Below are 24,819 nucleotides of genomic sequence, written 5' to 3' on the forward strand. Positions count from 1 at the left end.
GCGGGCCGTCAGGGCCGTCAGCCTGCCCGCACTCTGAAGGGCCGATCGGCCTGGCGTTCGGGCCTGGTGTTTGGGTAGGGTCTGAAGATGATCACCACGGTTCTTTCCTGGATCTGGGCCGCTCTCGGCGTGCTCCTGATCGCCAGCGTGTTGCTGCACAGCCCCAAGGGCGATGGCATGGGAGGCCTGGCCAGCAGCGGCGGGTCGATGTTCAGCAGCGCCCGCAGCGCCGAAGCCACGCTCAACCGCGTCACCTGGACCCTGCTTGCCCTGTTTCTCGGCCTCGCCGTGGTGCTGAGCGCCGGCTGGCTGCGCTGACCCTGCCGTGACACCAATCAAACGCCGTGGCTTGCTGGCCTCGCTGGCCCTCCTGCTCTCTCCCCTGTTGGGAGGCCGAAAAGCTGAGGCTGCGAGCAAGGCGGGCGATCCTGCCTGGCAACTCAGTGAGGCTGCCTGGAAGGAGCGCCTGAGTCCTGCCGCCTTTGCAGTGCTGCGCCGTGAGGGCACGGAGCGGCCGTTCTCCAGCCCGCTCAACAACGAAAAGCGAGCCGGCACCTACGTGTGTGCTGGCTGCCGTTTGCCGCTGTTCTCCTCCACCACGAAATTCGACAGTGGCACCGGCTGGCCCAGCTTCTGGCAGCCCCTGCCGAATGCGGTGGTCACCCAGCTGGATTTCAAATTGATCGTGCCCCGCACGGAATACCACTGCCGCCGCTGCGGCGGGCATCAGGGCCATGTGTTCAACGATGGACCCAGGCCCACCGGCAAGCGTTACTGCAACAACGGCGTCGCGCTTGCCTTCGTGCCCGGCAAGTAGGAACTTACTGCGGCAGGGACGTTGAGCCCTTGCGCCGTTGCGGCATACCTCTGCGCATGCACCGTGGCGCCTCCCCGCCGGCCACATGGACAAAGGACAAAAAAAAGAGCAGGAATTTGGCCTGCTCCGGTGATGCACTGATCGCTCGCAACTGATCTGCTGCTGGTTGGCAGCTGATCGCTCGAAGTTGGCGGTTCGAAGCTGCTGGCTTGAAGCAGTGACGGTTGATCGGAGCTGGATCCGCAGGGTGACCCTGCGAATCCAGGGGCAGACGATCAGTAGTCGAAGTCGCCGCCCATGCCGCCACCGCCGCCGGCGGGAGCTGCTTCCTTCTTCTCGGGCAGATCGGCCACGATGCACTCGGTGGTGAGCACCATGCCGGCGATCGAGGCGGCGTTCTGCAGACCGGAGCGGGTCACCTTGGCGGGGTCCACGATGCCGGCGGCCAGCATGTCGACGTATTCACCGGTGGCGGCGTTGTAGCCCTCGTTGAACGGCATGCCCTTGACATGCTCAGCGACGACGGCGCCATTGACGCCGGCGTTCTGGGCGATCCGCATCAGCGGAGCGGTGAGGGCGGAGGCCACGATGGTGGCACCGATCAGCTCTTCGCCGGTGAGGTTGGCAGCCGCCCACTCCTCGAGGGCAGGGGCCAGGTGGGCCAGGGTGGTGCCGCCACCAGGAACGATGCCTTCCTCAACAGCCGCCTTGGTGGCGTTGATGGCGTCTTCCAGGCGCAGCTTTTTGTCCTTCATCTCGGTTTCGGTGGCTGCACCCACCTTCACCACGGCCACACCGCCGCTCAGCTTGGCCAGACGCTCCTGCAGCTTCTCCTTGTCGTAGGAGGAGTCGGTTTCGTCGATCTGCTTGCGGATCTGCTCCACACGGGCCTTGACGGCCACTTCGTTGCCTTCGGCGACGATGGTGGTGGTGTCCTTGTTGATGGTGATGCGGCGGGCGGTGCCCAGCATCTCCAGCTTGGTGTTCTCCAGCTTGAGGCCGGCGTCTTCGGTGATCAGCTGACCGTTGGTGAGAACAGCGATGTCCTCAAGCATGGCCTTGCGGCGGTCACCGAAACCAGGGGCCTTGACGGCGGCCACGTTGAGCACACCGCGCAGGCGGTTCACCACCAGGGTGGCGAGGGCTTCCTTCTCGATGTCCTCGGCGATGATCAGCAGGGGCTTGCCGGTGCGAGCGATCTGCTCAAGCACGGGCACCAGGTCTTGCACCAGGCCGATCTTCTTGTCGGTGAGCAGGATGTAGGGCTCGTCGAGCACCGCTTCCATCCGCTCGGTGTCGGTGGCGAAGTAAGGGGAGATGTAGCCCTTGTCGAAGCGCATGCCCTCGGTGACCTCCAGTTCGGTGGTCATCGACTTCCCTTCTTCCAGGGAGATCACGCCTTCTTTGCCGACCTTGTCCATAGCGTCGGCGATCATGCGGCCCACCTCTTCGTCGTTGCCGGCGGAGATGGTGCCCACCTGGGCGATGGCGTTGCTGTCGGCGATCGGCTTGGCGTGCTCCTCAATCTTCTTGACGAGGAAATCGGCAGCCTTGTCGATGCCCTTCTTGAGGGTGATGGCGTTGGCGCCCGCAGCCACGTTGCGAAGACCGGCCTTGACCATGGCGTGGGCCAGGACGGTGGCCGTGGTGGTGCCGTCGCCGGCGGCGTCGTTGGTTTTGGAGGCGGCCTGACGGATCAGGGCCACACCGGTGTTCTCGATGTGGTCTTCCAGTTCGATCTCTTTGGCGATCGTGACGCCATCATTGATGATCTGGGGAGCGCCGAATTTCTTTTCCAGCACCACGTTGCGGCCCTTGGGGCCGAGGGTGACGGCAACGGCCTCAGCGAGGATGTCGATGCCTTTTTCGAGGGCCCGGCGGGCGTTCTCGTTGTAAATAATGCGCTTGGCCATGGAAGGGATGCTCCTTGAAGTAGTTGGTAAAGGGTTGACCGTCCGACGAGTCGTCGGGGGTCAGGACGTGATCAGTGAGGGCAGTTGAGGCTCACAGGAACCTCATGTGCCGGAGCGATCAGTCGACGATGGCGAGAATGTCTTTTTCTGAGAGCAGCACGAACTCATCGGTGCCGAGCTTGATGTCAGTACCGGCGTACTTGCTGTAGAGCACCTTGTCGCCCACGCTCACTTCAGGAGCCTGGCGGGAGCCGTCCTCATTGCGCTTGCCGGGGCCCACTTGGACCACTTCGCCCACCTGGGGCTTCTCCTTTGCAGTGTCGGGGAGCAGGATGCCGCCCGCGGTTTTTTCCTCCGATTCGGACACCTTGATGAAAATGCGATCTCCAAGGGGTTTGACAGTGGAGACGCTGAGGGAGACAGCAGCCATGGATCGTTTCAAATGCGGTGGTGCGGCGCCGTGGGCGCCACAGGGGAGAGCGAATTAGCACTCGCCCTGCCTGAGTGCCAACCTATGGCGGTGGAAGGGTGCAGTGCAATCGGTACGGTGTGCGGTTGACCGAACCCAGCACGCGGCACGGGCCTCTGGCTCTGAAGACCAGGCCATTCGCGGTGGTAAGGTGGCGCGGCTTCAGGCGGGCGCGCGTCCCGCTGCGCGATCTTCCTTCCTTTCCTATGGCTGCTGCTGCTCCCGTCAACACCGGCTCCAAGGGTGTTGTCCGTCAGGTGATCGGCCCCGTTCTCGACATTGAATTTCCGGCCGGCAAGCTGCCCCGCATCTTCAATGCCATTCGCGTTGAAGGCCGCAATTCCTCGGGTCAGGACATCGCCCTCACCGCCGAAGTCCAGCAGCTCCTCGGCGATCACCGGGTGCGTGCGGTTGCGATGAGCGGCACCGACGGCGTCGTGCGTGGCATGTCTGCCCTCGACACGGGCGCCCCGATCAGCGTCCCCGTGGGAGAGGCCACTCTTGGCCGCATCTTCAACGTGCTCGGCGAGCCGGTTGATGAGCGTGGGCCGGTCACCTCCACCCTCACATCTCCCATCCACAGGGATGCGCCGAAGCTGATCGAGCTCGAAACCAAGCCCAAGGTGTTTGAAACCGGCATCAAGGTGATCGACCTCCTGGCTCCTTACCGCCAGGGTGGCAAGGTCGGCCTGTTCGGTGGCGCCGGCGTGGGCAAAACCGTGCTGATCCAGGAGCTCATCAACAACATTGCCAAGGAGCACGGCGGTGTTTCCGTGTTCGGTGGCGTTGGCGAGCGCACCCGTGAGGGCAACGACCTCTACGAAGAGTTCAAGGAATCTGGAGTGATCAACTCCGAAGACCTCCCGAAATCCAAGGTGGCGCTCTGCTTCGGTCAGATGAACGAGCCCCCCGGCGCCCGCATGCGCGTGGGTCTGTCGGCACTCACCATGGCCGAGCATTTCCGTGATGTGAACAAGCAGGATGTGCTGCTGTTCATCGACAACATCTTCCGCTTCGTCCAAGCCGGCTCCGAAGTGAGCGCCCTGCTCGGCCGCATGCCCTCCGCTGTGGGCTATCAGCCCACCCTCGGCACCGACGTTGGTGAGCTTCAGGAACGCATCACCTCCACGCTCGAAGGTTCAATCACCTCGATCCAGGCTGTGTACGTGCCGGCCGACGACCTCACCGACCCCGCTCCCGCCACCACCTTTGCCCACCTCGATGCCACCACGGTGCTGAGCCGCGGCCTGGCTTCGAAGGGCATCTACCCGGCCGTCGACCCGCTCGACTCCACCAGCACCATGCTCCAGCCGGCCGTTGTGGGCGACGAGCACTACCGCACCGCCCGTGCCGTGCAATCCACCCTCCAGCGCTATAAAGAGCTGCAGGACATCATCGCCATCCTCGGCCTCGACGAACTCTCCGAAGACGACCGTCGCACCGTCGACCGCGCCCGCAAGATCGAGAAGTTCCTGTCTCAGCCCTTCTTTGTGGCCGAAATCTTCACTGGCCAGTCCGGCGAATACGTGAAGCTCGAAGACACCATCAGCGGCTTCAACATGATCCTCGCTGGTGAGCTGGATGATCTTCCCGAGGCTGCTTTCTACCTCGTGGGCAACATCGATCAGGTGAAGGCCAAGGCCGCCAAGATCCTCGCTGACGCCAAGTCCTGATTTGCGACGGACTGCCTCTGATCTCCCTCTCACCTTCTCGCCATGACTCTCAATCTCCGTGTTCTGGCACCTGACCAGAGCGTTTTCGACGGCAGCGCGGATGAGGTGATCCTGCCCAGCACCACTGGGCAGCTGGGGATCCTCCCCGGACACGTCTCCTTGCTTACCGCTCTCGATGTGGGCGTGATGCGCCTGCGCAGCGGCAAAGACTGGACCTCCATTGCCTTGATGGGTGGTTTTGCCGAAGTCGAAGCCGACGAAGTCACTGTGCTTGTGAACACCGCAGAGCTCGGAGACAAAATTGATGCCGCCGCCGCCGAGCAGCAGGTGGAAGAAGCCCAGCTGCGTGCAGCCAGCTTCGAAGGCCAGCCGCCCAGCACGGAAAAGGTGAAAGCCGTCCAGAACCTGGCTCGGGCCCGGGCCCGGCTTCAGGCCACCCGCAAGGCCTGATCCATCAACGGGGTCGTCCTTTCCGGGTAGCCCCAATCTTCATGGCCGCAATGCCATCAACAGTCTTGGATCGGCTCTACAAGCCCGGTCCAAGATTTTTTTATGAGGGCCCTGGATGTTTGCCAGCTGGCCCTTGAGCTCTGCCAGCTGGCCCTGGTTCTCGGCCAAGAGGCCTTGGATCTCCGCCAGCAGGCCCTGCAACGCTCAGCGCCGGCTCACTAGCGCTGAATTCGGGCACTTCAACTTCCCACGAACGTCATTATCAACGTGGCGAAGTCAGAGTGGAGAATCGCTGTCAATCGATCCATACCATTCGGCGATCAAGCCTGGTGAACTTGATCATGAATGCAATCTGATGGTGGCTGGAACTTTGCTGCGAATGACAATCGATGAAGGATGCAGCTCGACCGCGGATGCAACCCGATAGCGGATTCAACTCGACCGTGGATGGAACTTGACCGTCGACCCAACTTGTTGACGAATTCGAGTTGGCCGAGGGCGAGTGTGGCAATCGAACGCTTGATCGACAGTATAAAGGCCCCTGCTCGGGGCCTTCAACGTGCAAGACGTTCTAGTGAGAGTCCGTCAGCGATCAGCAGAAGAGCGGCACCCATCGACGGTTCGCTTCAGCAGACGTTGAGACATGATTGAACCTGGCCAGTGAAGACAAGCCAGGTCAAACGACGCGTGAACGGTCGTGGACTGCGCTGTAGGCCGTAGGCCAATGCAGCCCGCCGCTGAGGATCAGGCGGTTCCGCAGAAAGTGACGTCGGGGAACTTGAGCTTGGCTTCGTCGAGCGACTTGCCTTTGCCTTCCTCTTGCCAGTAGTTGATCACCTCGGTGGCCTTGTTGAGGATCTCCACCCGCTCATTGTCGGTGATCCAGGATTTGGCTTCCAGTTCACCTTTGAGGGTTTCCCAGGCATCTTCCCGCGGCCAGAAGAAGTAGGAGGTGAGGGGGCTGGGACCACCGCCCACGATCTGATCAACGGCCAAAGCGACGTTGTCGGGCAGCCAGAGGATCTTGAGCAGGAAGCGGCCTTCATCCGCTTTCGGCGTGTGGCCGGAAGGAACGCCATCTTCGTCGAGGGTGGCCGTGGCCAGTGCGGCGCTGGCGCCACGCAGCACGGGACGCCCTTCGCGGGCGCCACTCGGATCCGCGGCGGCGGGAAGGATCTCAGGCATGGCGGACACGGCGGGCATCGCAGAAACCGCCGCGTTAGGGCTATCGCTGGCCGTCATAGGTTCGGCGCTCAAGGACAACAATCAAACGAGTAACCTACCAGCCCCGGCCTCCCTGCCCTGAAGCCCCGCGCTGTTCTGCTGTTCGACATCGACGGGGTCATTCGCGACGTGAGCGGCAGCTACCGCCGCGCCCTGGCTGAAACCGTTCACCACTACAGCGGTTGGCGGCCCGGACAGACCGAGGTGGACGCGCTCAAGAGCGAAGGTCTGTGGAACAACGACTGGGAGGCATCGCTGGAGCTGCTGCGGCGCCACGGGCATGACCCGCTACCCAGCTTTGGCGCCCTGGTGGAGGTGTTCAGCCAGCTCTATTTCGGAGGGGACCCGGAGGGCCCGCCAGAAGCGTGGCAGGGCTTCATCCGGGAAGAAACGCTGTTGGTACAGCCGCCTTTCTTCGAGCAGTTGAGCCAGCACGGCTTCGCCTGGGGGTTCGTGAGCGGCGCTGAACCGGCTTCCGCGCGCTTCGTGCTGCATCAGCGGCTCGGATTGCCGCAGCCTCCCCTGATCGCCATGGGCGACGCTCCGGACAAGCCCGATCCCACCGGCCTGCTCACGCTTGCCGCCCGCCTGGCCACCACCGACCTGGGCCATGAAGCCCCCTTGGTGGCCTATGTGGGCGACACCGTGGCGGATGTGGAAACGGTGCAGCGTGCTCGGGCGTGCCATCCCGATCAGGCCTTCGTCAGCCTGGCGGTGGCTCCGCCTCACCTGCAGGACGCGGGAGCCGTTGCGCAACGGCAGGTCTACGAACACCACCTGAGCCAGGCAGGCGCCGACCACATCCTGACCACCACGGCGGAGGCTCCCGCGCTGCTGAACCGCCTGCTCGGCTGAGCGAACGGCCCGGACCGTGCAGCCGGTTTCACCGCTCCATCGCGTCTGCTGATTTGAGAGCAGCGGCTGTGAGCACCTCGTGCCCGCTGGGGGTCACGGCCACGTCGTCCTCGATGCGGATGCCGATCCCCTTCCAGCGCGCGTCGATGGCGGGCTGGCCATCCGGCACGGGCAGCCGATCGCTCACATAGAGCCCAGGCTCCACTGTGAGCACCATGCCGGGCTCAAGCGGCACAGGATGCTCGCCGAGGCGGTAAGCACCCACGTCGTGGACATCGAGCCCCAGCCAGTGGCCGGTGCGGTGCATATAGAGGTGGCGGTAGGCGCCCTGCTCGATCAGGCCATCCACCTCCCCCTGCAGCAGACCCAGCTCCACCAGTCCCTCCACCAGCACCCGCACCGCGGCCGCATGCACCTGCTCGGCATCGGCCCCTGGCTTCACGCAGGCGATCGCCGCCTGCTGGGCAGCCAGCACCAGGTCGTAGAGGGCGCGCTGCTCCGCACTGAAGCGCCCGCCCACCGGGAAGGTGCGGGTGATGTCGCCGTTGTAGTAATCGCTGAGGCTGCAACCGGCGTCGATCAGCAGCAGATCGCCATCCAGCAAGGGTGCATTGTTGCTCGTGTAGTGCAGCACACAGGCGTTGTCGCCGCCGGCGACGATCGAGCCGTAGGCAGGACCACGGGCGCCCTGAAGCAGAAAGTGCTGCTCGATCGCAGCCTGCACCTGCCGCTCGTTCAGCCCGGGCCGCGCCACCTGCCGCGCCAGCTCATGGGCTTCGGCGGAGATCCGGGCGGCCTCGCGCAGGCGCTCCAGTTCGTCCTCGGTCTTGCGCAGGCGCAGCTGGTGCAGCAGCGGGCAGGGTGCCACCAGGCCAAGCGCCGCCTGACCGCTGCGCGGTGCCCGGTCGAGCTGGGCGGCCCAGGCGGAAAGCACCAGCGGCTCCACGCTCGGATGACGACCCACTCGGAACGCGATGCCTTCGGCCCCTTGGAGGTACTCCGCCAGCCGTTCGGCCAGTTCCGCCCGCGGATGGGCCAGGTCGGCGCCGAACTGGGACACCGCGCCTTCACACCCCCAGCGGAAGCCGTTCCAGACCTCGGCCGCAGGGTCCTTGGGTTCTACGAACAGCACGAACCTGTGCTCACTGCGGTGCGGCAGGAACAGGGCCACGGCCCCCGGCTCATCGAAACCCGTGAGGTACCAGAAATCGCTGTGCTGGCGGAAGCCATGTTCCACATCGGCGTGATGGGTGACCAGTGGAGCAGCGGGAATCACGGCGGCCACGGCACCGAGCCGTTCCAGGAAAAGCGCGCGACGCTGCTGGAAGGTGGCAGCGGAAATCACCATGGAGGAACCACGAAACGGCGGGACAGAGACTTAGACGATTAAATAAGGGCATGGAATGCCCTGCCTTGATGAAGGCGCCGACATGAGCGAGCTGGGAAGGGCGCGCCACCATGAATGAGCTGTTTGGCCTGGCAGCGCTGGTGGTGGTGATTCTGGCGGGATCAGCGCTGTGCTCAGGCGTCGAGGCGGCCATCCTCACGGTCAATCCCCTCAAGGTGCACGAACTGGCGGGCCGTCCGGTGCCGCCGCGCGGTGCCAGGGCCCTGCAACGGCTGAAAAACCGTCTGGGCCGTGCCCTGGCGGTGCTGGTGATTCTCAACAACGGCTTCAACATCTTCGGCAGCCTGATGATCGGCAGCTATGCCGGCTGGGTGTTCGCGCAGCTGGGCGTCTCCGGCATGGCCCTGCCCCTCTTTTCGTTCGGCCTCACCGTGCTGGTGATCCTGCTGGGGGAAATCCTGCCCAAATCGATCGGCAGCAGCATGGCCATGCCGGTGTCCCTGGCGAGCGCCGCCACGGTCAACGTGCTGCTGCGGCTGATGTTGCCGCTGGTGCTGGTGCTCGAACGGCTGATGCCGGCGATCACCGCCGAGAGCGAGCTCAGCACCGACGAGGAGGAGATCCGCCTGCTGGCCAGGCTTGGTTCCCGCACCGGCCAGATCGAAGCCGACGAAGCCGCCATGATCGGCAAGGTGTTCCAACTCAACGACCTGACAGCGCGGGATCTGATGGTGCCCCGCGTGGCAGCCCCCACCCTGCCTGGGATGGCAAGCCTCCAGAGCGTGAAGCCTCAATTGCTTGCCCAGCACGCTCCGTGGTGGGTGGTGCTGGGCGAAGAGGTGGACGAAGTGCTGGGGGTGGCCAGCCAGGAAAGCCTTCTGCAGGCCCTGGTGGAAGGGCGCGGTGAGACCACGATCGAGAACCTCATCAGCCCGGTGGAGTTCGTGCCGGAGATGATCCGCGCTGACCGTCTGCTCACCGCCTTCCGGCGCAGCAGCCATTCCGTGCGCGTGGTGGTGGATGAATTCGGTGGCTTCGTCGGTGTGATCGGTGCCGACGCCGTACTGGCGGTGCTGGCCGGCTGGTGGCGGCGGCCGCAGTCGCCTGTGGAGGTCCCCGGCGAATGAGGCCCACGCCCGACACCCACACCCGCTGCCGCCAGTTGCTCAGGCTTTGGCGCTCGGAGCTCAACCTCACCCCTCGCGAGTGTTCGGCCCTGGGTCCGGAGCTGGCGGCCCTGGATCGCCAGATTGAGCGGCTGGAGCAGGGGCGCCTGCGGCTGGCGGTGTTCGGCCGCGTGGGTGTGGGCAAATCCAGCCTGCTGAACGCCTTGCTCGGGCGTTCCCGCTTCGCCACCGACCTGGCCCACGGGAGCACCCGCCTGCAGGAACGAGAACGCTGGCAGCAGCCGATCGCGGGTCTGAACGGTGTGGAGCTGGTGGACACCCCCGGCATCGACGAGGTGGATGGCCCGGCCCGCCAGCGGCTGGCTGCCAGGGTGGCTCTTGGCGCCGACCTGCTGCTGTTTGTGCTCGACGGCGACCTCACCAGCCCGGAAGGCGAAGCCCTGGAGCAGGTGCTCGGCTGGGGCAAGCCCTTGCTGCTGGTGGTGAACCGGATCGACTGCTGGCCGGCCGGCGAACGCGTCCAGCTGCTCGACAGCATTCGCCGGCGGCTGCCGGCCGCCGCCGCCGGCCTGGATCTGGTGGCGGTGTCGGCGGCGCCAAGACAGGCCCAGCTGCTGGCTGACGGCCGTGTGCGCAGCGAAGCCCGGCCGCCCGCCATCGAGCCTCTGCAGGAGCGGCTGGTGGACCTGCTGACCAGTCACGGGGCCCTGTTCCTCGCCCTCAACAGCCTCAAGGCAGGGGATCGATTCGCTCAGCGTCTGCAGGCCCAGCGCCTGCACCAGCAGCAACGCCAGGCCCATGGGGTGATCGGGCGGTACGCCACCCTCAAAGCCGCCGGCGTTGCCGCCAATCCACTGGTGCTGCTGGATCTGGCTGGTTCGCTCGCCTGCGACACCGCCCTGGTGATGCAGCTCTGCCGGCTGTACGGACTCACGATCAATGGCGCTCAGGCGCGGCGGATGCTGGCCCGGCTGTCAGGCCACAGCGCCTTGCTGGGCGGCACCCAGATCGGCATCCAGCTGCTGCTGGGGGCCCTGCGCCAGGCGCTGCTGGTGGCAGCGCCATTCACCGGCGGGCTCTCGCTGGCCCCTGCCGCGCCCGTGGCCCTGGCCCAGGCGGCGCTGGCTGTTCACACCACCCGGCTCACCGGCCGGCTGACCGCCGCGGAACTGCTCAAAGCGGCCCATCAGGGCCCGGCCCGCCCCGGTGCCCTGCTGCGGCGCCTGGCCCGGCAGGATCCCCAGACCCAGGCCTGGCTGCAGCAATGGTCGCCGCGGGGCTGGGATCCGGCCCTGCAGGGGCTGCAGCCATGAGCGCGCCCGACCAGGTGGCCCTGTTCGGCACGAGCGCCGATCCGCCCACCCTCGGGCACCGCGCTCTGCTGCAGGCCCTGGGAGAGCGCTACCCGCTGGTGCGCACCTGGGCCAGCGACAACCCCTTCAAGCAGCATGGGGCCCCCATTGAGGTGCGCGCCGTACTGCTGCGGGCGCTGGTCGAGGGGATCGGCAATCCTCGTATTCAGGTGGACCAGAGCCTCAGTCACAGCCGCGCCCTCCACACCCTGGAGCAGGCCCGCCGGCTCTGGCCTGAAGCCGACCTGATCTTCGTGGTGGGCAGCGATCTGCTGCCGCAGATTCCCCGCTGGTACGCGGCGGATGCCCTGCTCGCCGCCTGCCGGCTGGCCGTGGTGCCTCGCCTGGGCTGGCCGCTCGACGCGCTGCACATCGATGGCCTGGTGCAACGGGGAGGCCGGGTGGAGGTGCTGCCGCTGCAGATCCCGGCCACGGCCAGTTCCCAGTTGCGCCTCCATCCCGATCCCCAGCTGATCCCGGCGGAACTGTGGCCGGAGCTGCGCAAGCGCAACCTCTACGGCCTGGGCGACGTGGCGGCCAGCAGGCGGCCGGCCACCCCGCCGCTGCGCTGATGCGGCTCGCCCTCGCCCAGATCGACCCGCTGGTGGGAGACCTGCGCGGCAACGGTGCCCTGCTTCTGGAACGTAGCCGTCAGGCCGCCGCTGCAGGGGCTGATCTGGTCGCCAGCCCCGAGCTGTCGCTGTGGGGGTACCCGCCACGGGATCTGCTGCTGCGGCCTGCGCTGCTGCGCCAGCAGGAGCAGGTGCTCGATGCGCTGGCCCATGAGCTGCCCGGCGGGCTGGCTCTGTTGGTGGGCGTCGCCGAGCCGGTGGCTGGCAACGGGCTGCCGGCGCTTCACAACGCCGTGGCCCTGGTGGAGCAGGGCGGCTGGAGCATCGTCGCCCGTAAGCGCCTGCTCCCCAGCTACGACGTCTTTGATGAACGCCGCTACTTTCAGCCGGCCGACGCGGCCTGCCTGATCGAACGCCAGTGGGGCGGGCGCCCGTGGCGCATCGGCCTGACCATCTGCGAGGACCTCTGGGTGGAGGAACGCCTGCAGGGGCATCGTCTGCGCGGGGCGGACCCGATCGCCGCCCTGATGCCGCTGCAGCCCGACCTGCTGCTCAACCTCTCGGCGTCCCCGTTCGTGCAGGGCAAAGGCGCAGTGCGCTGCCGGCTGGCCCAGGCGGCTGCCGCCCGGCTGCAGTGCCCGGTGGCGTACGTGAACCAGGTGGGCGGCAACGATGAGCTGGTGTTCGACGGCGGCAGCTTCGTGGTGGACGCAGCCGGTGCCATGCGGCTTCAGTTGCCCTGCGCCGCCGAGAGCCTGGCGGTGTGGGACAGCGACCCAGGGGCTGAACCCACGGGCCCCGTCGCCCCACCTCCGGATCCGATGGAGCAACTGTTCCGGGTGCTGGTGCTGGGGGTGCGCGACTACGCCGGCAAATGCGGCTTCCGGCAGGCGCTGCTCGGACTCAGCGGCGGCATCGATTCAGCGCTGGTGGCCGCCGTGGCCGTGGCGGCCCTGGGGGCTGACCAGCTGTTCGCGTTGCTGATGCCTTCCCCCTACAGCTCAGCAGGATCCCGCACCGATGCGATCGCGCTGGCGGATCGCCTCGGCGTCGCCCACGGCTGCGTGGCGATCGAGCCGCTGATGCGGGGATTTGATCAGGCCCTGGAAGCGCCGATCGGAGCCGCACCCACAGGGCTGACGGCCGAGAACCTGCAATCCCGCATCCGCGGCACTCTGCTGATGGCCATGGCCAATACCCAGGGCCGGCTGTTGCTCTCCACCGGCAACAAATCGGAGCTGGCCGTGGGCTATTGCACCCTCTATGGCGACATGAACGGCGGCCTGGCGGTGATCGGCGACCTCTACAAGACCACCGTGTTCCGCCTCTGCGCCTGGCTGGACAGCCCCGCCGCCGCCGACTGCCGCCGCAGTTGCGGGCTGCCGGCCAAGGGGGAGCTGATCGGCGCGGCGATCCGCGAGAAGCCACCAAGCGCTGAGTTGCGGCCTGATCAGCGCGACACCGATTCCCTGCCCGACTACGCCGTGCTGGACCCCCTGCTGCGGCAGTTCATCGAAGAGCTGCGCAGCCCGGAGGAACTGGTGGCCGCCGGCACGGATGCCCAGGTGGCCCAGCGTGTATACCGCCTGCTGCGCGGGGCCGAGTTCAAACGGCGCCAGGCCGCGCCGCTGATCAAGGTGAGCGGCCGGGCCTTCGGCAGTGGCTGGCGCATGCCGATTGCTGCCGCCATCGACTGAATCGTCTGCCGATGCGGACCAATTCCTGGCAGTGCGGCCCCGCCGCCGCCAGTGTGTAAGCAGATTGAGAGTTGCATGGCCAGCCCCGGTCCCACCGCGCCGATCGCGAGCATCGGCGTGCCCACGGAAATCAAGCGGGACGAACAACGCGTGGCCCTCACCCCCGATGGTGTCAGGGAGCTGGTGTCCCATGGCCTGGAGGTGCGGGTGCAGAGCGGCGCCGGCAATGGTGCGGGCATCGACGATTCCAGCTACGCCGAAGCCGGGGCGCAGCTGGTGAGCCAGGAAGAGGCCTGGGCGGCCCATCTGGTGGTGAAGGTGAAGGAGCCCCAGGCCGAAGAGTTCCGCTTTCTGCGCAGCGACCTGGTGCTGTTCACCTACCTACACCTGGCGGCTTACCCGGATGTGGGCAGGGCGCTGCTGGAGGCCGGCACCACCGGGGTGGCCTACGAAACCGTTCAGCTCGACAACGGCAACCTGCCGTTGCTGGCGCCGATGAGCGAAATCGCCGGCCGGCTCGCCGCCCAGGTGGGCGCGCACCTGCTCGAAAAGCCCCATGGCGGACGCGGGGTTCTGATCGGCGGTTGCACCGGCGTCAGGCCGGCGCGGGTCGTGGTGCTTGGGGCCGGCACGGTGGGGTGGAATGCGGCCCGCCTGGCGGCGGCGATGGATGCGGAGGTGTTCCTGCTCGATCACTCCCCTCAGCGTCTGCGCAGCCTGGAATCCGACCGAAGCGGCCGGCTGGTGAGCCTGGTGAGCAGCCGGGGCCTGATCGAGCGCATGGTGCCAGGCGCCGATCTGCTGATCGGAGCGGTGCTCACCCCCGGCGGCCGGGCGCCCACCCTCGTCGACGAAGATCTGGTCCGACGCATGAAGCCCGGCTCCGTGATCGTCGATGTGGCGATCGACCAGGGCGGCTGCATCGCCACCAGCCGCGAAACCACCCACACGGATCCAGTGGTCACGATCCATGGCGTGCAGCATTACGCCGTCGGCAACATGCCCGGCGCCGTGCCTTTCACCTCCACCGAAGCGCTGGTCAGCGTCACCCTGCCCTACATCGTCGGCATTGCCGGCCGGGGGCTGGTGGAGGCGGTCACCGAGCGGCCCGAACTGCTCTCGGGACTGAACACGGTGGATGGCGCGGTGTGCCATCCCGGGGTGGCCAAGGCGCTGGGTGTGCCCACCCGCCACCCGATGGCCTGCCTGCGCTGATCGGGATCACTGCCAGCGCTGATCCGGATCAATCCACCGCCGCGCCAACAGCCAGCGAGGGGAGAGGGCGTACCAGCGCTGACGGTGCGATCCCCTCGCGCAGAGCCAGCACCAAACCCGCCGCCTCGGCATAGGTGGCGGCCGGAAGCACCGGAATCCCGAGGGCGTCGCCGCTGACCTCGAGCACACAGGCATTGCTCTGAACGGCGATCACCGGCAGGCCGCGGGCGGCGCAGCGCAGCACCGCCTCCCCCCCCAGCGCGCCGGCGGGAGCCACCACGGCGCCAATCCGGGCGGGGTGGATCAGCTCGGCGGGCAGCGCCGCACCGACCAGGGGGGATGCCGGCTGCAGCGGCACCAGATCAGGGGCGCGGCTCAGGCCCACGAGCACGCAGGGCAGAAACGTGTGCCCCAGTTCTTCAGCTGCGGCGCGTGGATCAAGGCCCACCTCCAGCGGCAGTGGCGCCAGGGCGGGCGCGTGGGCGCAGGGGATCCCCAGGTGGCGTCCCAGCAGGTGACTGATCACCGCCTCGGCACCGGCCAGCCCGTCGACGCCAGCGCCGCCGCGGTAGGCCGCAAGCTCCTGCGGGCCGTTGTCGTCCGGGAAGCGGGTCACGATCGCAATGGCTGTGGCCCCCGCCTCTCGCAGGCGTTCCCCGGCCCGCAGCAGCTCGGCTGGATGCTCAAGCCCACCACCGCTCGCTCCGCTGCTGCTGCGGCTCAACGCCACCCCCAGGGGCCGCTCGGTGGTGAGCACCGGGCCAACGGCAAGGCCGAGCGTGGCCCTGCAGGCATCCGCCACCTGCAGGTGCCGCTGACGCAGTTCCGGCTCGATGCCGGCATCCAGCAACAGTCCCACCTGGCGCTGACGCACGGGTGCGAGCGCCAGATCCCCGGCGGCGAAGCGGTTCAACGCCCAGCCCTCCACGTAGTGGATCCTCGGGTCGCTCCAGTAGAGAGCGGCACCATTCATCACGTTCGGGTGGGTGATCAGGCAGCCGCTGGCCGCCGCCAGCAGGCGCGCGGCAGGCAGACCATCACCGGCATAGCCGCCGATGCAGCATCCGATCCCGGTCGGGATCACCAGCAGGAGCGGCAAAGGCGCCGCTGGGCCGATGGCAGGGGTCATGGCTCCACCAGCAGCACTGCTTCCAGCCGTGCGCGCCTGGCCCCGTGCTCCGCGCTCTCGACGGCCGTGATCGCCCAGCGCAGCGGCACGCCCTCTTCGCGATCGAGAGCCGCCAACACAGCGGCCAGTACCGAAGCGGAGGACGATGGCGCGACTGGTGCTGGGGTTGGCGACGACGCAGCGACTGGAAGCGGCACCCACACCTCCCTGGCGATCAACCGCACGGCATCTCTGGCTTCACGGGCCAGGCGCTCACTTCTGATACTGCCCGAACTGGGCTACGTACAACGCGTCTTCCTGGCCCGCCTTCAGCTGCAGATCACTGCGCGGATAGGCCACACAGAGCAGGGCATAGCCCTGAGTCTGCAGGTCGGCCTTGACACCCATGGCGTCGGGCTGATGCACCGTTCCCTCTGTGATCACAGCCGCACAGGTGGTGCAGACCCCCGAGCAGCAGGAACTGGGCAGTGGCACGCCAGCGGCTTCCGCCGCCGACAGCACCGTCTGATCGGCCGAGCAGGAAAAGGTATGGGTCGCGCCGTCGAGCGCAGCGACGATGGTGAAGGTTTCACTCATGGCAGAGGATGCAAGCAGCGGAGCAACTCCGCTCAGGGAGGGCAGCGGCCCCATCTTCCCGGACGGAGGGCCAGCACGGAGCTCTCAGTCATCACCGAAGGACCCGAAGCAGGGAGCGAAGCCCGTTGGCAAAGGAATCGGGGAAACGCCGCTGTTTGGCGCCGGGCGAAACCATACGGGGAGCGAGGCAGAGGGAGGGAAGCTGCTGGCTGAATGGTGCTTCCTGAAAGCTGCTTCCTGAAAGCTGCTGGCTGGAAGCTGTTGGTTCGGACGCTCAGGCCGTGCGCGCAAACGGTGTCCACGCGCCGGGGTGGGGAGCGAGAAACTCAGGGGGATGGCTGCTGGAGGACCGGGCCGAGAGGAAAAGGTCAAAGCTCACCGAGCAGCGCCGCTCGTCGTCCTCATTGGGCAGCACCGCGTGATCGGTGCTCGCAGGAAAAAGCACCAGAAGACCAGCCTGAGGAGCCACGTCCTGCCAGGGGGCGTTGAGGGGGTGATCAGGGGTGATCGGCCCGCTGTGACCGACGGCCAGGCCCGGCACCAGCTCGTTCATCTGACGGTGCGGGAAGAGCCGCAGGCAGCCGCAGCGACCACTGCCATCCCCCGTGATGTAGTACACCGCACTGAGATGGGCGTTGGGGTGATGGTGGCGGCCGACGGCTTGACCCGGCTCGCTCACCACGGGCCAGGCACGCTGCAGGTGCAAGTCAATCTGCTCGGTGTCAAAACCGAGCGCTCGGAGATAGGCCGGCGCAGCAAGTTCAAGCTGCGTCACGAGCCAGCCAAAAGCAGGGCGGCGATGCACCTGCCAGGCGTCATTCAGGTCGCCCGTCCAGGCGCAACCTTCGGACGGATTGCCATTGGCTGCACCGCGAAGCTGCAGGGCCTCCTGCAGCATCAAGGCTGAGTCGAGCGGGTCGGGGCGCAGTTGCTGGCGGCCGAGCGCCAGCGGGAACAGTGGCTGGATCTCGATGATGGCCTCAGCCCATCGCCGAGCCACCCACGATTTCCAGGATTTCCTGGGTGATCGCAGCCTGGCGGGCCTTGTTGTAATCGAGAGTGAGCGACTTGGCGAGCTCCTTGGCGTTGTCGCTGGCGCTGTTCATGGCCGTCATGCGGCTGGCCAGCTCACTCGCGGCGGCTTCCTGGAGGGAACGAAGCAGTTGGTTGTCGAGGTAAAGCGGCAGCAGGGCATTGAGCAGCTGATCCGGGCTCTGCTCAAACACGAACTCCGACTCCAAAGGCGGAACGCTGTTGCCGGAAGGCACGCCCCGTTCAACCGCCAGCCGACCTTCCCGTGTGGTGAGACGGAAAATCTCATCATCCTGGGCGGCAATGCCCTGGGGGTCGAGCGGCAGCAGGGTCTGGGAGACAGGGCCGCTGCTCACGAGGTTGATGAACTTGGTGTAGATCATCTCCACCCGGTCTGTGCTGCCGGAGAGGAAGGCCGCCAGCACTTCGTCGCCGATCTTGCCCGCCTCATCCGCTGTAGGCACCTGCTCAAGGCCGGTGAACGTGGTGAGGATCGGATAGGAACGGTTCTTGAAGTATCCGGCGGCCTTGCGTCCGATCAGCACCAGTTCCACCGTGAAACCCTGGCCCTTGAGCTCAGCGAAACGCTGTTCCGTGCGCTTGATGATGTTGGCGTTGTAGCCACCACAGAGGCCACGGTCAGCACTCACCACCACAAGGGTGATGTGACGCACAGGCCGGGTCTGTTCAAGCAGCGGGGTGTTGGCCACATCCTCGAAACGCAGACGGGTCTGCAGGTTTTCGAGCATCCGGGCCAGGCGGTCGGCAAACGGCCTCGACCGCAGCACCTGTTCCTGGGCACGCCGCACCTTGGCTGCCGCGACCATCCCCATGGCCTCGGTGATCTTGCGGGTGTTCTTAACCGAACTGATGCGGTCGCGGGTTTCCTTGAGGTTGGCCATGGTTCAGGTGCTTCGCTTCAGGGAGATCAGGCCGAAGCCAGAAGGGTGGAGGTGACTTCGCTGATGGCCGCCTTGAGCATGGCCTCGGAGGATTCGCTCAACTGCTTCTCGGTTTGCACCTGCTCGATATAGGCAGCCGCATTGGTCTTGAGGTATTCCCGCAGCTCGCGAACGAACTGGGTCACCTGGTCGATGGCCACGTCATCGATCAGGCCCTTGACCCCGGCATAGACCACGGCCACCTGTTCGGCCAGAATCAGCGGGCTGTACTGGGGCTGTTTGAGCAGTTCACGCAGGCGCTTGCCCCGGCCAAGCTGCTTCTGTGTGGCGGCATCCAGGTCAGAAGCGAACTGGGAGAAGGCAGCGAGTTCGTCGAACTGGGCCAGTTCCAGTTTGAGGGTGCCGGCGATCTTCTTGATGGCCTTGGTCTGAGCTGCACCGCCCACGCGGCTGACCGAAATGCCCACGTTGATGGCGGGCCGCAGGCCGGAGTTGAAGAGGTCGGACGTGAGGAAGATCTGGCCATCCGTGATCGAGATCACGTTGGTGGGGATGTAGGCGGAAACGTCTCCAGCCTGGGTTTCGATGATGGGCAGGGCTGTCATGCTGCCTTTGCCCATGGCATCGGACAGCTTGGCGGCCCGCTCCAGCAGACGGCTGTGGCAATAGAAGACGTCGCCGGGGTAGGCCTCACGGCCCGGCGGGCGGCGCAGCAGCAGGGACATCTGGCGGTAAGCCTGGGCCTGCTTGGTGAGGTCGTCGTAGATCACCAGGGTGGCCTGGCCTTTGTACATGAAGTACTCAGCAATAGCCGCGCCGGCATAAGGGGCGAGGTACTGAAGGGCCGCCGGCTCGGAGGCACAGGCTGCCACAACGATCGTGTAATCGAGGGCTCCCTTCTCACGCAGCACATCAATGACGTTGGCCACTGAAGCCTGCTTCTGGCCGATCGCTACATAGACGCAAACAACACCCTCACCCTTCTGGTTCAGGATGGTGTCGATGGCGATGGCCGTCTTGCCGGTCTGGCGGTCACCGATGATCAGTTCGCGCTGGCCGCGGCCGATCGGAATCATGGCGTCGATCGCGGTGATGCCCGTCTGCATCGGCTCATGCACCGACTTGCGCTGGATGATTCCAGGTGCGGGCGATTCGATCAGGCGGGTTTCCGAGGTGGCAATCTCACCTTTGCCGTCGATGGGCCGGGCCAGCGGATCCACAACCCGGCCGAGCATGGCGTCGCCCACCGGCACTTCAGCGATGCGTCCGGTGGCTTTGACCGTGCTGCCTTCCTGAATGCTGATGCCTTCGCCCATCAGCACCACGCCGACGTTGTCGTCTTCCAGATTGAGAGCAATGCCCTCGGTGCCGTCTTCGAACTCGAGCAGTTCGCCAGCCATCACCTGCTCAAGGCCATAGACCCTGGCGATGCCGTCGCCCACCTGGAGCACCGTGCCGACGTTGCTGACCGATACGGACTTGTCGTAGTCCTCGATCTGCTGCTTGAGGATGGCGCTGATCTCGTCGGGACGGATGGAAACCATGGGTTCAGTTCCCCGCGCGGGGAGGCGATGGAAGGAAAGGAGGGGAGGGGAAGAAGGAGAAAGCCGGGAACCTTGGGGTTCAGCCGCTCTTGGCGAGCGCCAGTCCAAGCCTCCGGACCTGGCCGGAGAGGCTGGCGTCGATCACCTTGGATCCGAATCTGACGATCAGCCCGCCAATCAACGAGGGATCGACGTCGAGCTTGAACTCGACGTTTTCGGTACCAGCCAGCGCCTGCACCTTGGTGCGCAGGGCCTGTTGCTGCTCGTCGCTCAAAGGCGTGGCGGAAACCACGCTGGCCAGAGCGATGTGGCGCTGCTCACGGAAGAGTGTGAGGAAGCGCTCCAGGATCGAATCAAGGATTGAGATCCTCTGACGATCAGCGAGGAGCTTGAGGAGGTTCAGGAACGACGGAGTGAGCTGATCCTGGAAGAGGGCCACCACAATGGCTTTCTTCGTTTCCGGCTCAATCACAGGGGAAACGAAGGATTGGCGCAACTCAGCGGATTGGTGCCAGAGATCAAGCAACTGCTTGGCCTGCTCGGCAACGAGTTCACTCTCACCGGATTGATCGGTGATCTGGAGAAGGGCTTCGGCGTAGGGCGAAGCGATGGTATTGAGCAAGGGCATCAGACTTCACCCAGCGATTCGATGGAACGGTCGATCAGTGCGAGCTGGGCACCGGCATCAAGCTTAGAGGGGAGAGCTGCAAGAGCCTTTTCAACCGCCAGCCTGGCCGCCTCGCGGCGGAGCTTTTCGCTCACCCTGTCGGCTTCTGATTGAAGATCGTTGCTTGAGCCCTGTTTCAGCAGCGCCATGGCTTCCACCGTGCGACGCTCGCTTTCGAGCCGGATGGACTCAGCGCGCACTTTGCCGTCGGCCCTGATCTGATCCGCCTTGATCTGAGCCTCGGCCAGATCCTTCTGGGCAGTGGCAAGGGCGGCTGTGGCTGCACCAAGCCGCTCCTCGGCGTCCTGGAGATCGCTCAGGATCACTTCGCGCCTTCGCTCCAAAGCGCTGCCGAGAACCTTGGGCAGAAACCACACCAGCGCGGCGATCACGATCGCCAGGTTGATGACGTTGGTTTCGAAAAGATTGAGATTGAGCCCGAAATGTCCCTCGCTGGCGAACAGCGGGGAATGGGGCGCCATCAGAAAGAGGGAAGGAGTCATTTCGCAGCCAGCAGACGGTTGACGATCAGTTCGCTGAGAAGATCGGATTCGCCTTCAAGGTGCTCCATGGCCTTCTGCCGTTCAGCCTCGATGGTGCGGCGTGCGCTTTCCATGCTGGCGTTGACATCGGCCTGTGCAGCAGCAAGGGCCGAGCGATACAGCCGGTCCATCTCCTCCTCGGCTTCCACGATCAGCGTCTGGGACTTCTGTCGAGCGTCCTTCAGCTGGGCGGTGAGATCGGCGGCGAGGCGCTCGGCTTGTGCAAGCTTCTGCTTGGCATCCGCACGGCTCAGAGTGATGTAGCTGTCGCGCTCTTCAACCGTGCGACCAATTGGCCGGAAGAACAGCAGGTTGAGAACGTAGGTGAGGAGCACCACCTGCACCGCCATGAGCGGCAGGGTGGCATCGAGGTCGAAGAGACCTCCCTCTGGAGCACCGGCTGCGGCGAGCAGAAGCCAGCTGGTCATGGGGCAGGGACGCTGGAAGGATCAGGTACGGCTGCCGTGCAAAGCACGGCAGATGGGTCTGGACGGTTCAAACGAAGCCAGGGTCTGGATCGGGGCCGCACCAAATGAATGGGCTGGTCTCCCGATCCCGACGGACGGCGATCAGCCTGCGAAAGGGTTCGCGAACAGGAGCACCAGGGCCACAACAAGGCCGTAGATGGTCAGAGCTTCCATGAAGGCCAGCGACAGCAGCAGGGTGCCGCGGATCTTGCCTTCGGCTTCGGGCTGGCGGGCGATGCCCTCAACAGCGCCGCCGGCAGCGGTGCCCTGACCGATGCCGGGGCCGATGGCGCCGAGGCCGACGGCAAGACCGGCAGCCACGACGGAGGCGGCGGAAGTGATGGAATCCATTTTGGAACGGGGGGGATGGAAGGCGCCGGTGAAGCGCGGGTTGGACCTGGCGCTTGGGACATCCCCGGATCGGAGATGGGCCCGGCAATGGCCGGACCTACGCGCAGGAGGTTTAGCAGATCGCTGGGACGTGCCTGGGCGGCAGAGGTTCAGTGAGCTTCTTCGTGAACAGCCTCGCCGATGTAGTAGGCAGCAAGGGTGGCGAAGATCAGGGCCTGAATGGCGCTGGTGAACAGGCCAAGAAACATGGCGGGCAGCGGCACAATCAGGGGCACCAGGAAGGCCAGAACGGCCACCACAAGTTCGTCAGCAAGAATGTTGCCGAACAGACGGAAAGAAAGGGAGAGAGGCTTGGTGAAATCCTCAACGATCTTGAACGGAAGCATGATCGGAGTGGGCTCCACGTAGTACTCGAAATACCGGAAACCTTTCCGGCTGAGACCTGCGTAGAAATAGGCGAGAGAAACAAGCAGCGCCAAGGCGATGGTTGTGTTGATGTCGGCGGTGGGAGCACCGAGCTCTCCACTCGGAAGGTGGATCAACTTCCAGGGAACCAGGGCGCCGCCCCAGTTGCTGACGAAGATGAACAGAAACAGGGTGCCGATGAACGGCAACCAATCGCGGTAGGCCTTTTCGCCGATCTGCTCACGAGCCAGATCACGGACGTAGGACCAGAGGAACTCCAGCAGGTTCTGAACACCCCTGGGATCTCGCTCCAGCTTGCGGGTGCCCACAACGACCAGTGCCAGCAGGGCGCCGATCACAACCCAGGAACTGATGAACACCTGACCGTGGATCACCAGACCACCAATCTTCCAGTAGAGGTGTTTTCCAACCTCCAGTTCGGCCAGGGGCAGCAAGAGAGACAACGGTGCCATCGGTGTGCTGGGGTGACGCAGAAGCGACGAGAAAGGACAGGAGGCCCGGATCGACGGGACGGTGGCCGGGAATCAGCGGTCGGTGAGAGCCTGAAGAATCAAGGCCGGCTTGTAGAGAAGAAACCCAACAAGCGAAGGCACGATCTCCAGATATGGCAACCGGGAGGCTGCCAGCACAAGCACGATCGGCACAAGCAACTGGGACTTGCCGACCGCGCGTTTGTCGCCGCCGATGCGAGCGACACTGCGGGCAAGCATCCGCATGTAGAGCATGCCGGCCAGTGCGCCTACAGCGAGGCTCAAAGCCGTGGAACGATCGAACAGGAGGGCAGCAAAAACAACGGCAAACGCGGAAAGAATCAGCGTGGCCAGCTGAATGCGGCGCTGCAACCTGGCGTAGTCGTCCATACCGTTGGCCAAGGGGGCCTCGGTTGGGAGCGTTGCGTCAGGTTGAACCGGTTGGATCAGAAGCGGAACTTCCGAGGAACGCCCGGAGAGATCGCGCAGGAGCGCTGCCCGCAGATCATTGATTTCCTGAGGAGGAAAAACGTCTGTGGTGGGCTCGAGGCTCAGGGCCTGACGGGAGCCGCCCGAAACACCCCCGGCAGGCATGCCGGATGTGATCTTGGACGCGTCGGGAAGAGCCTGCAAACGCTCCAAATCCATTGGAAAGGCGGCCGGAATCTATCACGGAGCCCGCACAGCTCCCTTGACGTTTCAGGCTGGCACTGGTGCGCTCAGCAACAGCAAACGGTGCTGCCAGAGCCAGCGGGCAGTACCGGCGATGCGGGCGGGCTCCCAGTCGAGCGGCAGTGCCCTGAGCGCTGTGTCCGGTGGCGCCTGCTCGATCTGAGTGAGCAGCTCCACGGCATCCGGGGTGAGATCGCGTGGCCGCAGATCGGGGTCCAGCAGGCTGGCACCGGGCCAGCCCCAGAGGCAGGGGTTGCGGCAGCCGTGCGCAGCCAGCAGCGTGGAGTCGTCCTCCCAGGTCTGCCTGGGCAGCTCGCCACGGCTGAGGAAGAACTCGAAATGGCTGATGTCCGGGTCGAGGGCCTCCACCAACGCCCAACGCTCCCGCTCGGGCAGGGCACGAGCGCGTTCGAGCAGTTCTCCTGACAACAGCCGGGCCGGATCCCAGACCTGGGGATTGGAGAAGCCAGCGAAACTCAGGTCGGCCTGATCGACGAAATCGAAGAGACGCTTGATGTCGTAACTGGTCTCCTGCGGGTGGAGATACATGTCCGCGAAGTTGACGTCGGCCGCCGTATCGAGCGCCCAACGCTGCTCATGGTGGAGACGCAGGCGGTTGGCTGGCGGCAGAGCATCGAACAGCTGGCGCCCCAGGCGCAGTCCTTCGCCATCGCCATTGACCCCCATCAGAGAGAGGGCGGCCTGAACACGGTGAATCTCCCAGCGCCCTCCATCGGCATAGAGGAAAAGGTGCAGGAGCCCGCCTGGGCGCAGCAACGCTGCCAGGGCCTTCAGGCCAGCTTCCGGTTGCCGCAGGTGGTGCAGCACTCCCACGGAATTGATCAGGTCGAAGGGGCCTTCGCCCTGGAGGTCCAGCAGGCTGCGTTGCTCGATCCGCAAGGAGCCGGCCACCCTGGTGCCGCCCGAGCGCTCCAACCGCCGGCGGGCCACCTCCAGCGTGCCAGGGCTGATGTCCACCGCGAGGATCTCGGCCCCAGGGTTGAGATGGGCGAGATAGTCGGTGCTCACGCCCGTACCGCAGCCGGCATCAAGCAGGCGCAGGGGCCCCGCCTGTTCCGGGAGCATCCCCGTGCAGGCGCTCACCACGCAGGGGTAGCACCAGCGCCAGTTGTACCCGGGCGGGGGGCCGTCCTGCAGGGGATCGCCGGGATAAGGGAAGCGGTCGTAGAAGGAGCGCACCGCCGGTGTGGCGGCATCGGCGACTGGCTCGGACACAGGCAAAGGAACGGAGAAGGGGAAAGGCGAGCTTTTCATGGCCGGGCCCAGCCTGTGCCCCTCGTGCCCTCAGGGCTGCAAACATTTGTCTAT

General features: G+C 65.5%; 26 protein-coding genes. 10 read left to right on the forward strand and 16 right to left on the reverse strand.

Annotated elements, in window-relative coordinates:
• Positions 1-87 precede the first annotated feature (87 nt).
• Positions 88-318, forward strand: coding sequence for a preprotein translocase subunit SecG (gene secG / locus CJZ80_RS09285; RefSeq protein WP_094512713.1), 231 nt, complete (start codon positions 88-90; stop codon positions 316-318).
• A gap of 16 nt (positions 319-334) precedes the next feature.
• Positions 335-817, forward strand: a complete 483-nt coding sequence (gene msrB, locus CJZ80_RS09290) for a peptide-methionine (R)-S-oxide reductase MsrB (RefSeq protein WP_094512815.1) — start codon at positions 335-337, stop codon at positions 815-817.
• Positions 818-1,092: 275 nt separating this feature from the next.
• Here the strand turns inward: msrB and groL are convergent, their stop codons facing one another.
• Together groL and groES are read right to left on the reverse strand one after the other, a co-directional pair.
• Positions 1,093-2,730, reverse strand: a complete 1,638-nt coding sequence (gene groL, locus CJZ80_RS09295) for a chaperonin GroEL (protein ID WP_094512714.1) — start codon at positions 2,728-2,730, stop codon at positions 1,093-1,095.
• Between the two features lie 118 nt (positions 2,731-2,848).
• On the reverse strand, positions 2,849-3,160 hold the full coding sequence (groES, locus tag CJZ80_RS09300; protein WP_094512715.1) for a co-chaperone GroES: 312 nt from the start codon (positions 3,158-3,160) through the stop codon (positions 2,849-2,851).
• A 245-nt stretch (positions 3,161-3,405) separates the two neighbouring features.
• Here groES and atpD point away from each other — a divergent pair, with 245 nt between their 5' ends.
• Together atpD and atpC are read left to right on the forward strand one after the other, a co-directional pair.
• Entirely contained in the window at positions 3,406-4,872 is a 1,467-nt protein-coding gene (gene atpD, locus CJZ80_RS09305; RefSeq protein WP_094512716.1) for a F0F1 ATP synthase subunit beta, read from the forward strand.
• A gap of 42 nt (positions 4,873-4,914) precedes the next feature.
• Entirely contained in the window at positions 4,915-5,322 is a 408-nt protein-coding gene (gene atpC / locus CJZ80_RS09310; protein ID WP_094512717.1) for an ATP synthase F1 subunit epsilon, read from the forward strand.
• 744 nt (positions 5,323-6,066) lie between these two features.
• Here the strand turns inward: atpC and CJZ80_RS09315 are convergent.
• Positions 6,067-6,507 (reverse strand): 30S ribosomal protein PSRP-3, encoded by a 441-nt coding sequence (locus tag CJZ80_RS09315; RefSeq protein ID WP_233132959.1) that lies wholly within the window; start codon positions 6,505-6,507, stop codon positions 6,067-6,069.
• 117 nt (positions 6,508-6,624) lie between these two features.
• On the opposite strand from CJZ80_RS09315, the gene CJZ80_RS09320 reads away from it, so the two are divergent.
• On the forward strand, positions 6,625-7,401 hold the full coding sequence (locus CJZ80_RS09320; RefSeq protein ID WP_094512719.1) for a TIGR01548 family HAD-type hydrolase: 777 nt from the start codon (positions 6,625-6,627) through the stop codon (positions 7,399-7,401).
• 28 nt (positions 7,402-7,429) lie between these two features.
• Here CJZ80_RS09320 and CJZ80_RS09325 read toward each other — a convergent pair whose 3' ends face one another.
• On the reverse strand, positions 7,430-8,749 hold the full coding sequence (locus CJZ80_RS09325) for an aminopeptidase P N-terminal domain-containing protein (protein ID WP_094512720.1): 1,320 nt from the start codon (positions 8,747-8,749) through the stop codon (positions 7,430-7,432).
• A gap of 110 nt (positions 8,750-8,859) precedes the next feature.
• Between CJZ80_RS09325 and CJZ80_RS09330 the strand changes: the two genes are divergently transcribed.
• The 5 genes from CJZ80_RS09330 (at position 8,860) to ald (ending at position 14,712) form a co-directional block, all read left to right on the forward strand.
• Positions 8,860-9,876: a CNNM domain-containing protein gene (locus tag CJZ80_RS09330; protein WP_094512721.1), complete on the forward strand. Its 1,017-nt coding sequence runs from the start codon at positions 8,860-8,862 to the stop codon at positions 9,874-9,876.
• Positions 9,873-11,189 carry a GTP-binding protein gene (locus CJZ80_RS09335; protein ID WP_094512722.1) on the forward strand — a complete coding sequence of 439 codons (1,317 nt, stop codon included), beginning with the start codon at positions 9,873-9,875 and terminating at the stop codon, positions 11,187-11,189. The genes CJZ80_RS09330 and CJZ80_RS09335 overlap by 4 nt, the downstream gene beginning before the upstream one ends.
• The gene (locus CJZ80_RS09340; RefSeq protein ID WP_094512816.1) at positions 11,186-11,800 is read left to right on the forward strand and encodes a nicotinate-nucleotide adenylyltransferase; all 615 of its coding nucleotides are present in this window, start codon (positions 11,186-11,188) and stop codon (positions 11,798-11,800) included. The genes CJZ80_RS09335 and CJZ80_RS09340 overlap by 4 nt, the downstream gene beginning before the upstream one ends.
• On the forward strand, positions 11,800-13,497 hold the full coding sequence (locus CJZ80_RS09345; RefSeq protein WP_094512723.1) for an NAD+ synthase: 1,698 nt from the start codon (positions 11,800-11,802) through the stop codon (positions 13,495-13,497). Before CJZ80_RS09340 ends, CJZ80_RS09345 begins: the two co-directional genes overlap by 1 nt.
• 75 nt (positions 13,498-13,572) lie before the next feature.
• The gene (gene ald / locus CJZ80_RS09350; RefSeq protein ID WP_094512724.1) at positions 13,573-14,712 is read left to right on the forward strand and encodes an alanine dehydrogenase; all 1,140 of its coding nucleotides are present in this window, start codon (positions 13,573-13,575) and stop codon (positions 14,710-14,712) included.
• A gap of 28 nt (positions 14,713-14,740) precedes the next feature.
• On the opposite strand, the gene CJZ80_RS09355 is transcribed toward ald, so the two are convergent.
• From CJZ80_RS09355 to CJZ80_RS09410, 12 genes are all read right to left on the reverse strand, one after another.
• Complete coding sequence (locus CJZ80_RS09355; protein ID WP_094512725.1) at positions 14,741-15,841, reverse strand: DUF3326 domain-containing protein; 1,101 nt, start codon at positions 15,839-15,841, stop codon at positions 14,741-14,743.
• 252 nt (positions 15,842-16,093) lie between these two features.
• On the reverse strand, positions 16,094-16,417 hold the full coding sequence (locus tag CJZ80_RS09360) for a 2Fe-2S iron-sulfur cluster-binding protein (RefSeq protein ID WP_094512726.1): 324 nt from the start codon (positions 16,415-16,417) through the stop codon (positions 16,094-16,096).
• A 274-nt stretch (positions 16,418-16,691) separates the two neighbouring features.
• Positions 16,692-17,417 carry a TIGR02466 family protein gene (locus CJZ80_RS09365; RefSeq protein WP_233132947.1) on the reverse strand — a complete coding sequence of 242 codons (726 nt, stop codon included), beginning with the start codon at positions 17,415-17,417 and terminating at the stop codon, positions 16,692-16,694.
• On the reverse strand, positions 17,398-18,351 hold the full coding sequence (locus CJZ80_RS09370; protein WP_094512727.1) for a F0F1 ATP synthase subunit gamma: 954 nt from the start codon (positions 18,349-18,351) through the stop codon (positions 17,398-17,400). The genes CJZ80_RS09365 and CJZ80_RS09370 overlap by 20 nt, the downstream gene beginning before the upstream one ends.
• A gap of 26 nt (positions 18,352-18,377) precedes the next feature.
• Entirely contained in the window at positions 18,378-19,895 is a 1,518-nt protein-coding gene (gene atpA / locus CJZ80_RS09375) for a F0F1 ATP synthase subunit alpha (RefSeq protein WP_094512728.1), read from the reverse strand.
• Between the two features lie 79 nt (positions 19,896-19,974).
• On the reverse strand, positions 19,975-20,523 hold the full coding sequence (atpH, locus tag CJZ80_RS09380) for an ATP synthase F1 subunit delta (protein ID WP_094512729.1): 549 nt from the start codon (positions 20,521-20,523) through the stop codon (positions 19,975-19,977).
• Positions 20,523-21,044 (reverse strand): F0F1 ATP synthase subunit B, encoded by a 522-nt coding sequence (locus tag CJZ80_RS09385; protein ID WP_233132960.1) that lies wholly within the window; start codon positions 21,042-21,044, stop codon positions 20,523-20,525. The genes atpH and CJZ80_RS09385 overlap by 1 nt, the downstream gene beginning before the upstream one ends.
• A 17-nt stretch (positions 21,045-21,061) precedes the next feature.
• Positions 21,062-21,532 (reverse strand): F0F1 ATP synthase subunit B', encoded by a 471-nt coding sequence (locus tag CJZ80_RS09390; RefSeq protein ID WP_094512731.1) that lies wholly within the window; start codon positions 21,530-21,532, stop codon positions 21,062-21,064.
• A gap of 141 nt (positions 21,533-21,673) precedes the next feature.
• A complete protein-coding gene (gene atpE, locus CJZ80_RS09395) occupies positions 21,674-21,922 on the reverse strand; it encodes an ATP synthase F0 subunit C (RefSeq protein WP_010315318.1) in 249 nt (82 codons plus the stop codon).
• A gap of 149 nt (positions 21,923-22,071) precedes the next feature.
• Entirely contained in the window at positions 22,072-22,800 is a 729-nt protein-coding gene (atpB, locus tag CJZ80_RS09400) for a F0F1 ATP synthase subunit A (protein ID WP_094512732.1), read from the reverse strand.
• Positions 22,801-22,872: 72 nt separating this feature from the next.
• Complete coding sequence (locus tag CJZ80_RS15685) at positions 22,873-23,451, reverse strand: ATP synthase subunit I (RefSeq protein WP_233132948.1); 579 nt, start codon at positions 23,449-23,451, stop codon at positions 22,873-22,875.
• Positions 23,452-23,517: 66 nt separating this feature from the next.
• Positions 23,518-24,765 (reverse strand): trans-aconitate 2-methyltransferase, encoded by a 1,248-nt coding sequence (locus CJZ80_RS09410; RefSeq protein ID WP_094512733.1) that lies wholly within the window; start codon positions 24,763-24,765, stop codon positions 23,518-23,520.
• Between the last annotated feature and the right edge of the window lie 54 nt (positions 24,766-24,819).

The sequence above is a fragment of the Synechococcus sp. MW101C3 genome (genome assembly GCF_002252635.1).
In the GTDB taxonomy this organism is placed as follows: domain Bacteria; phylum Cyanobacteriota; class Cyanobacteriia; order PCC-6307; family Cyanobiaceae; genus MW101C3.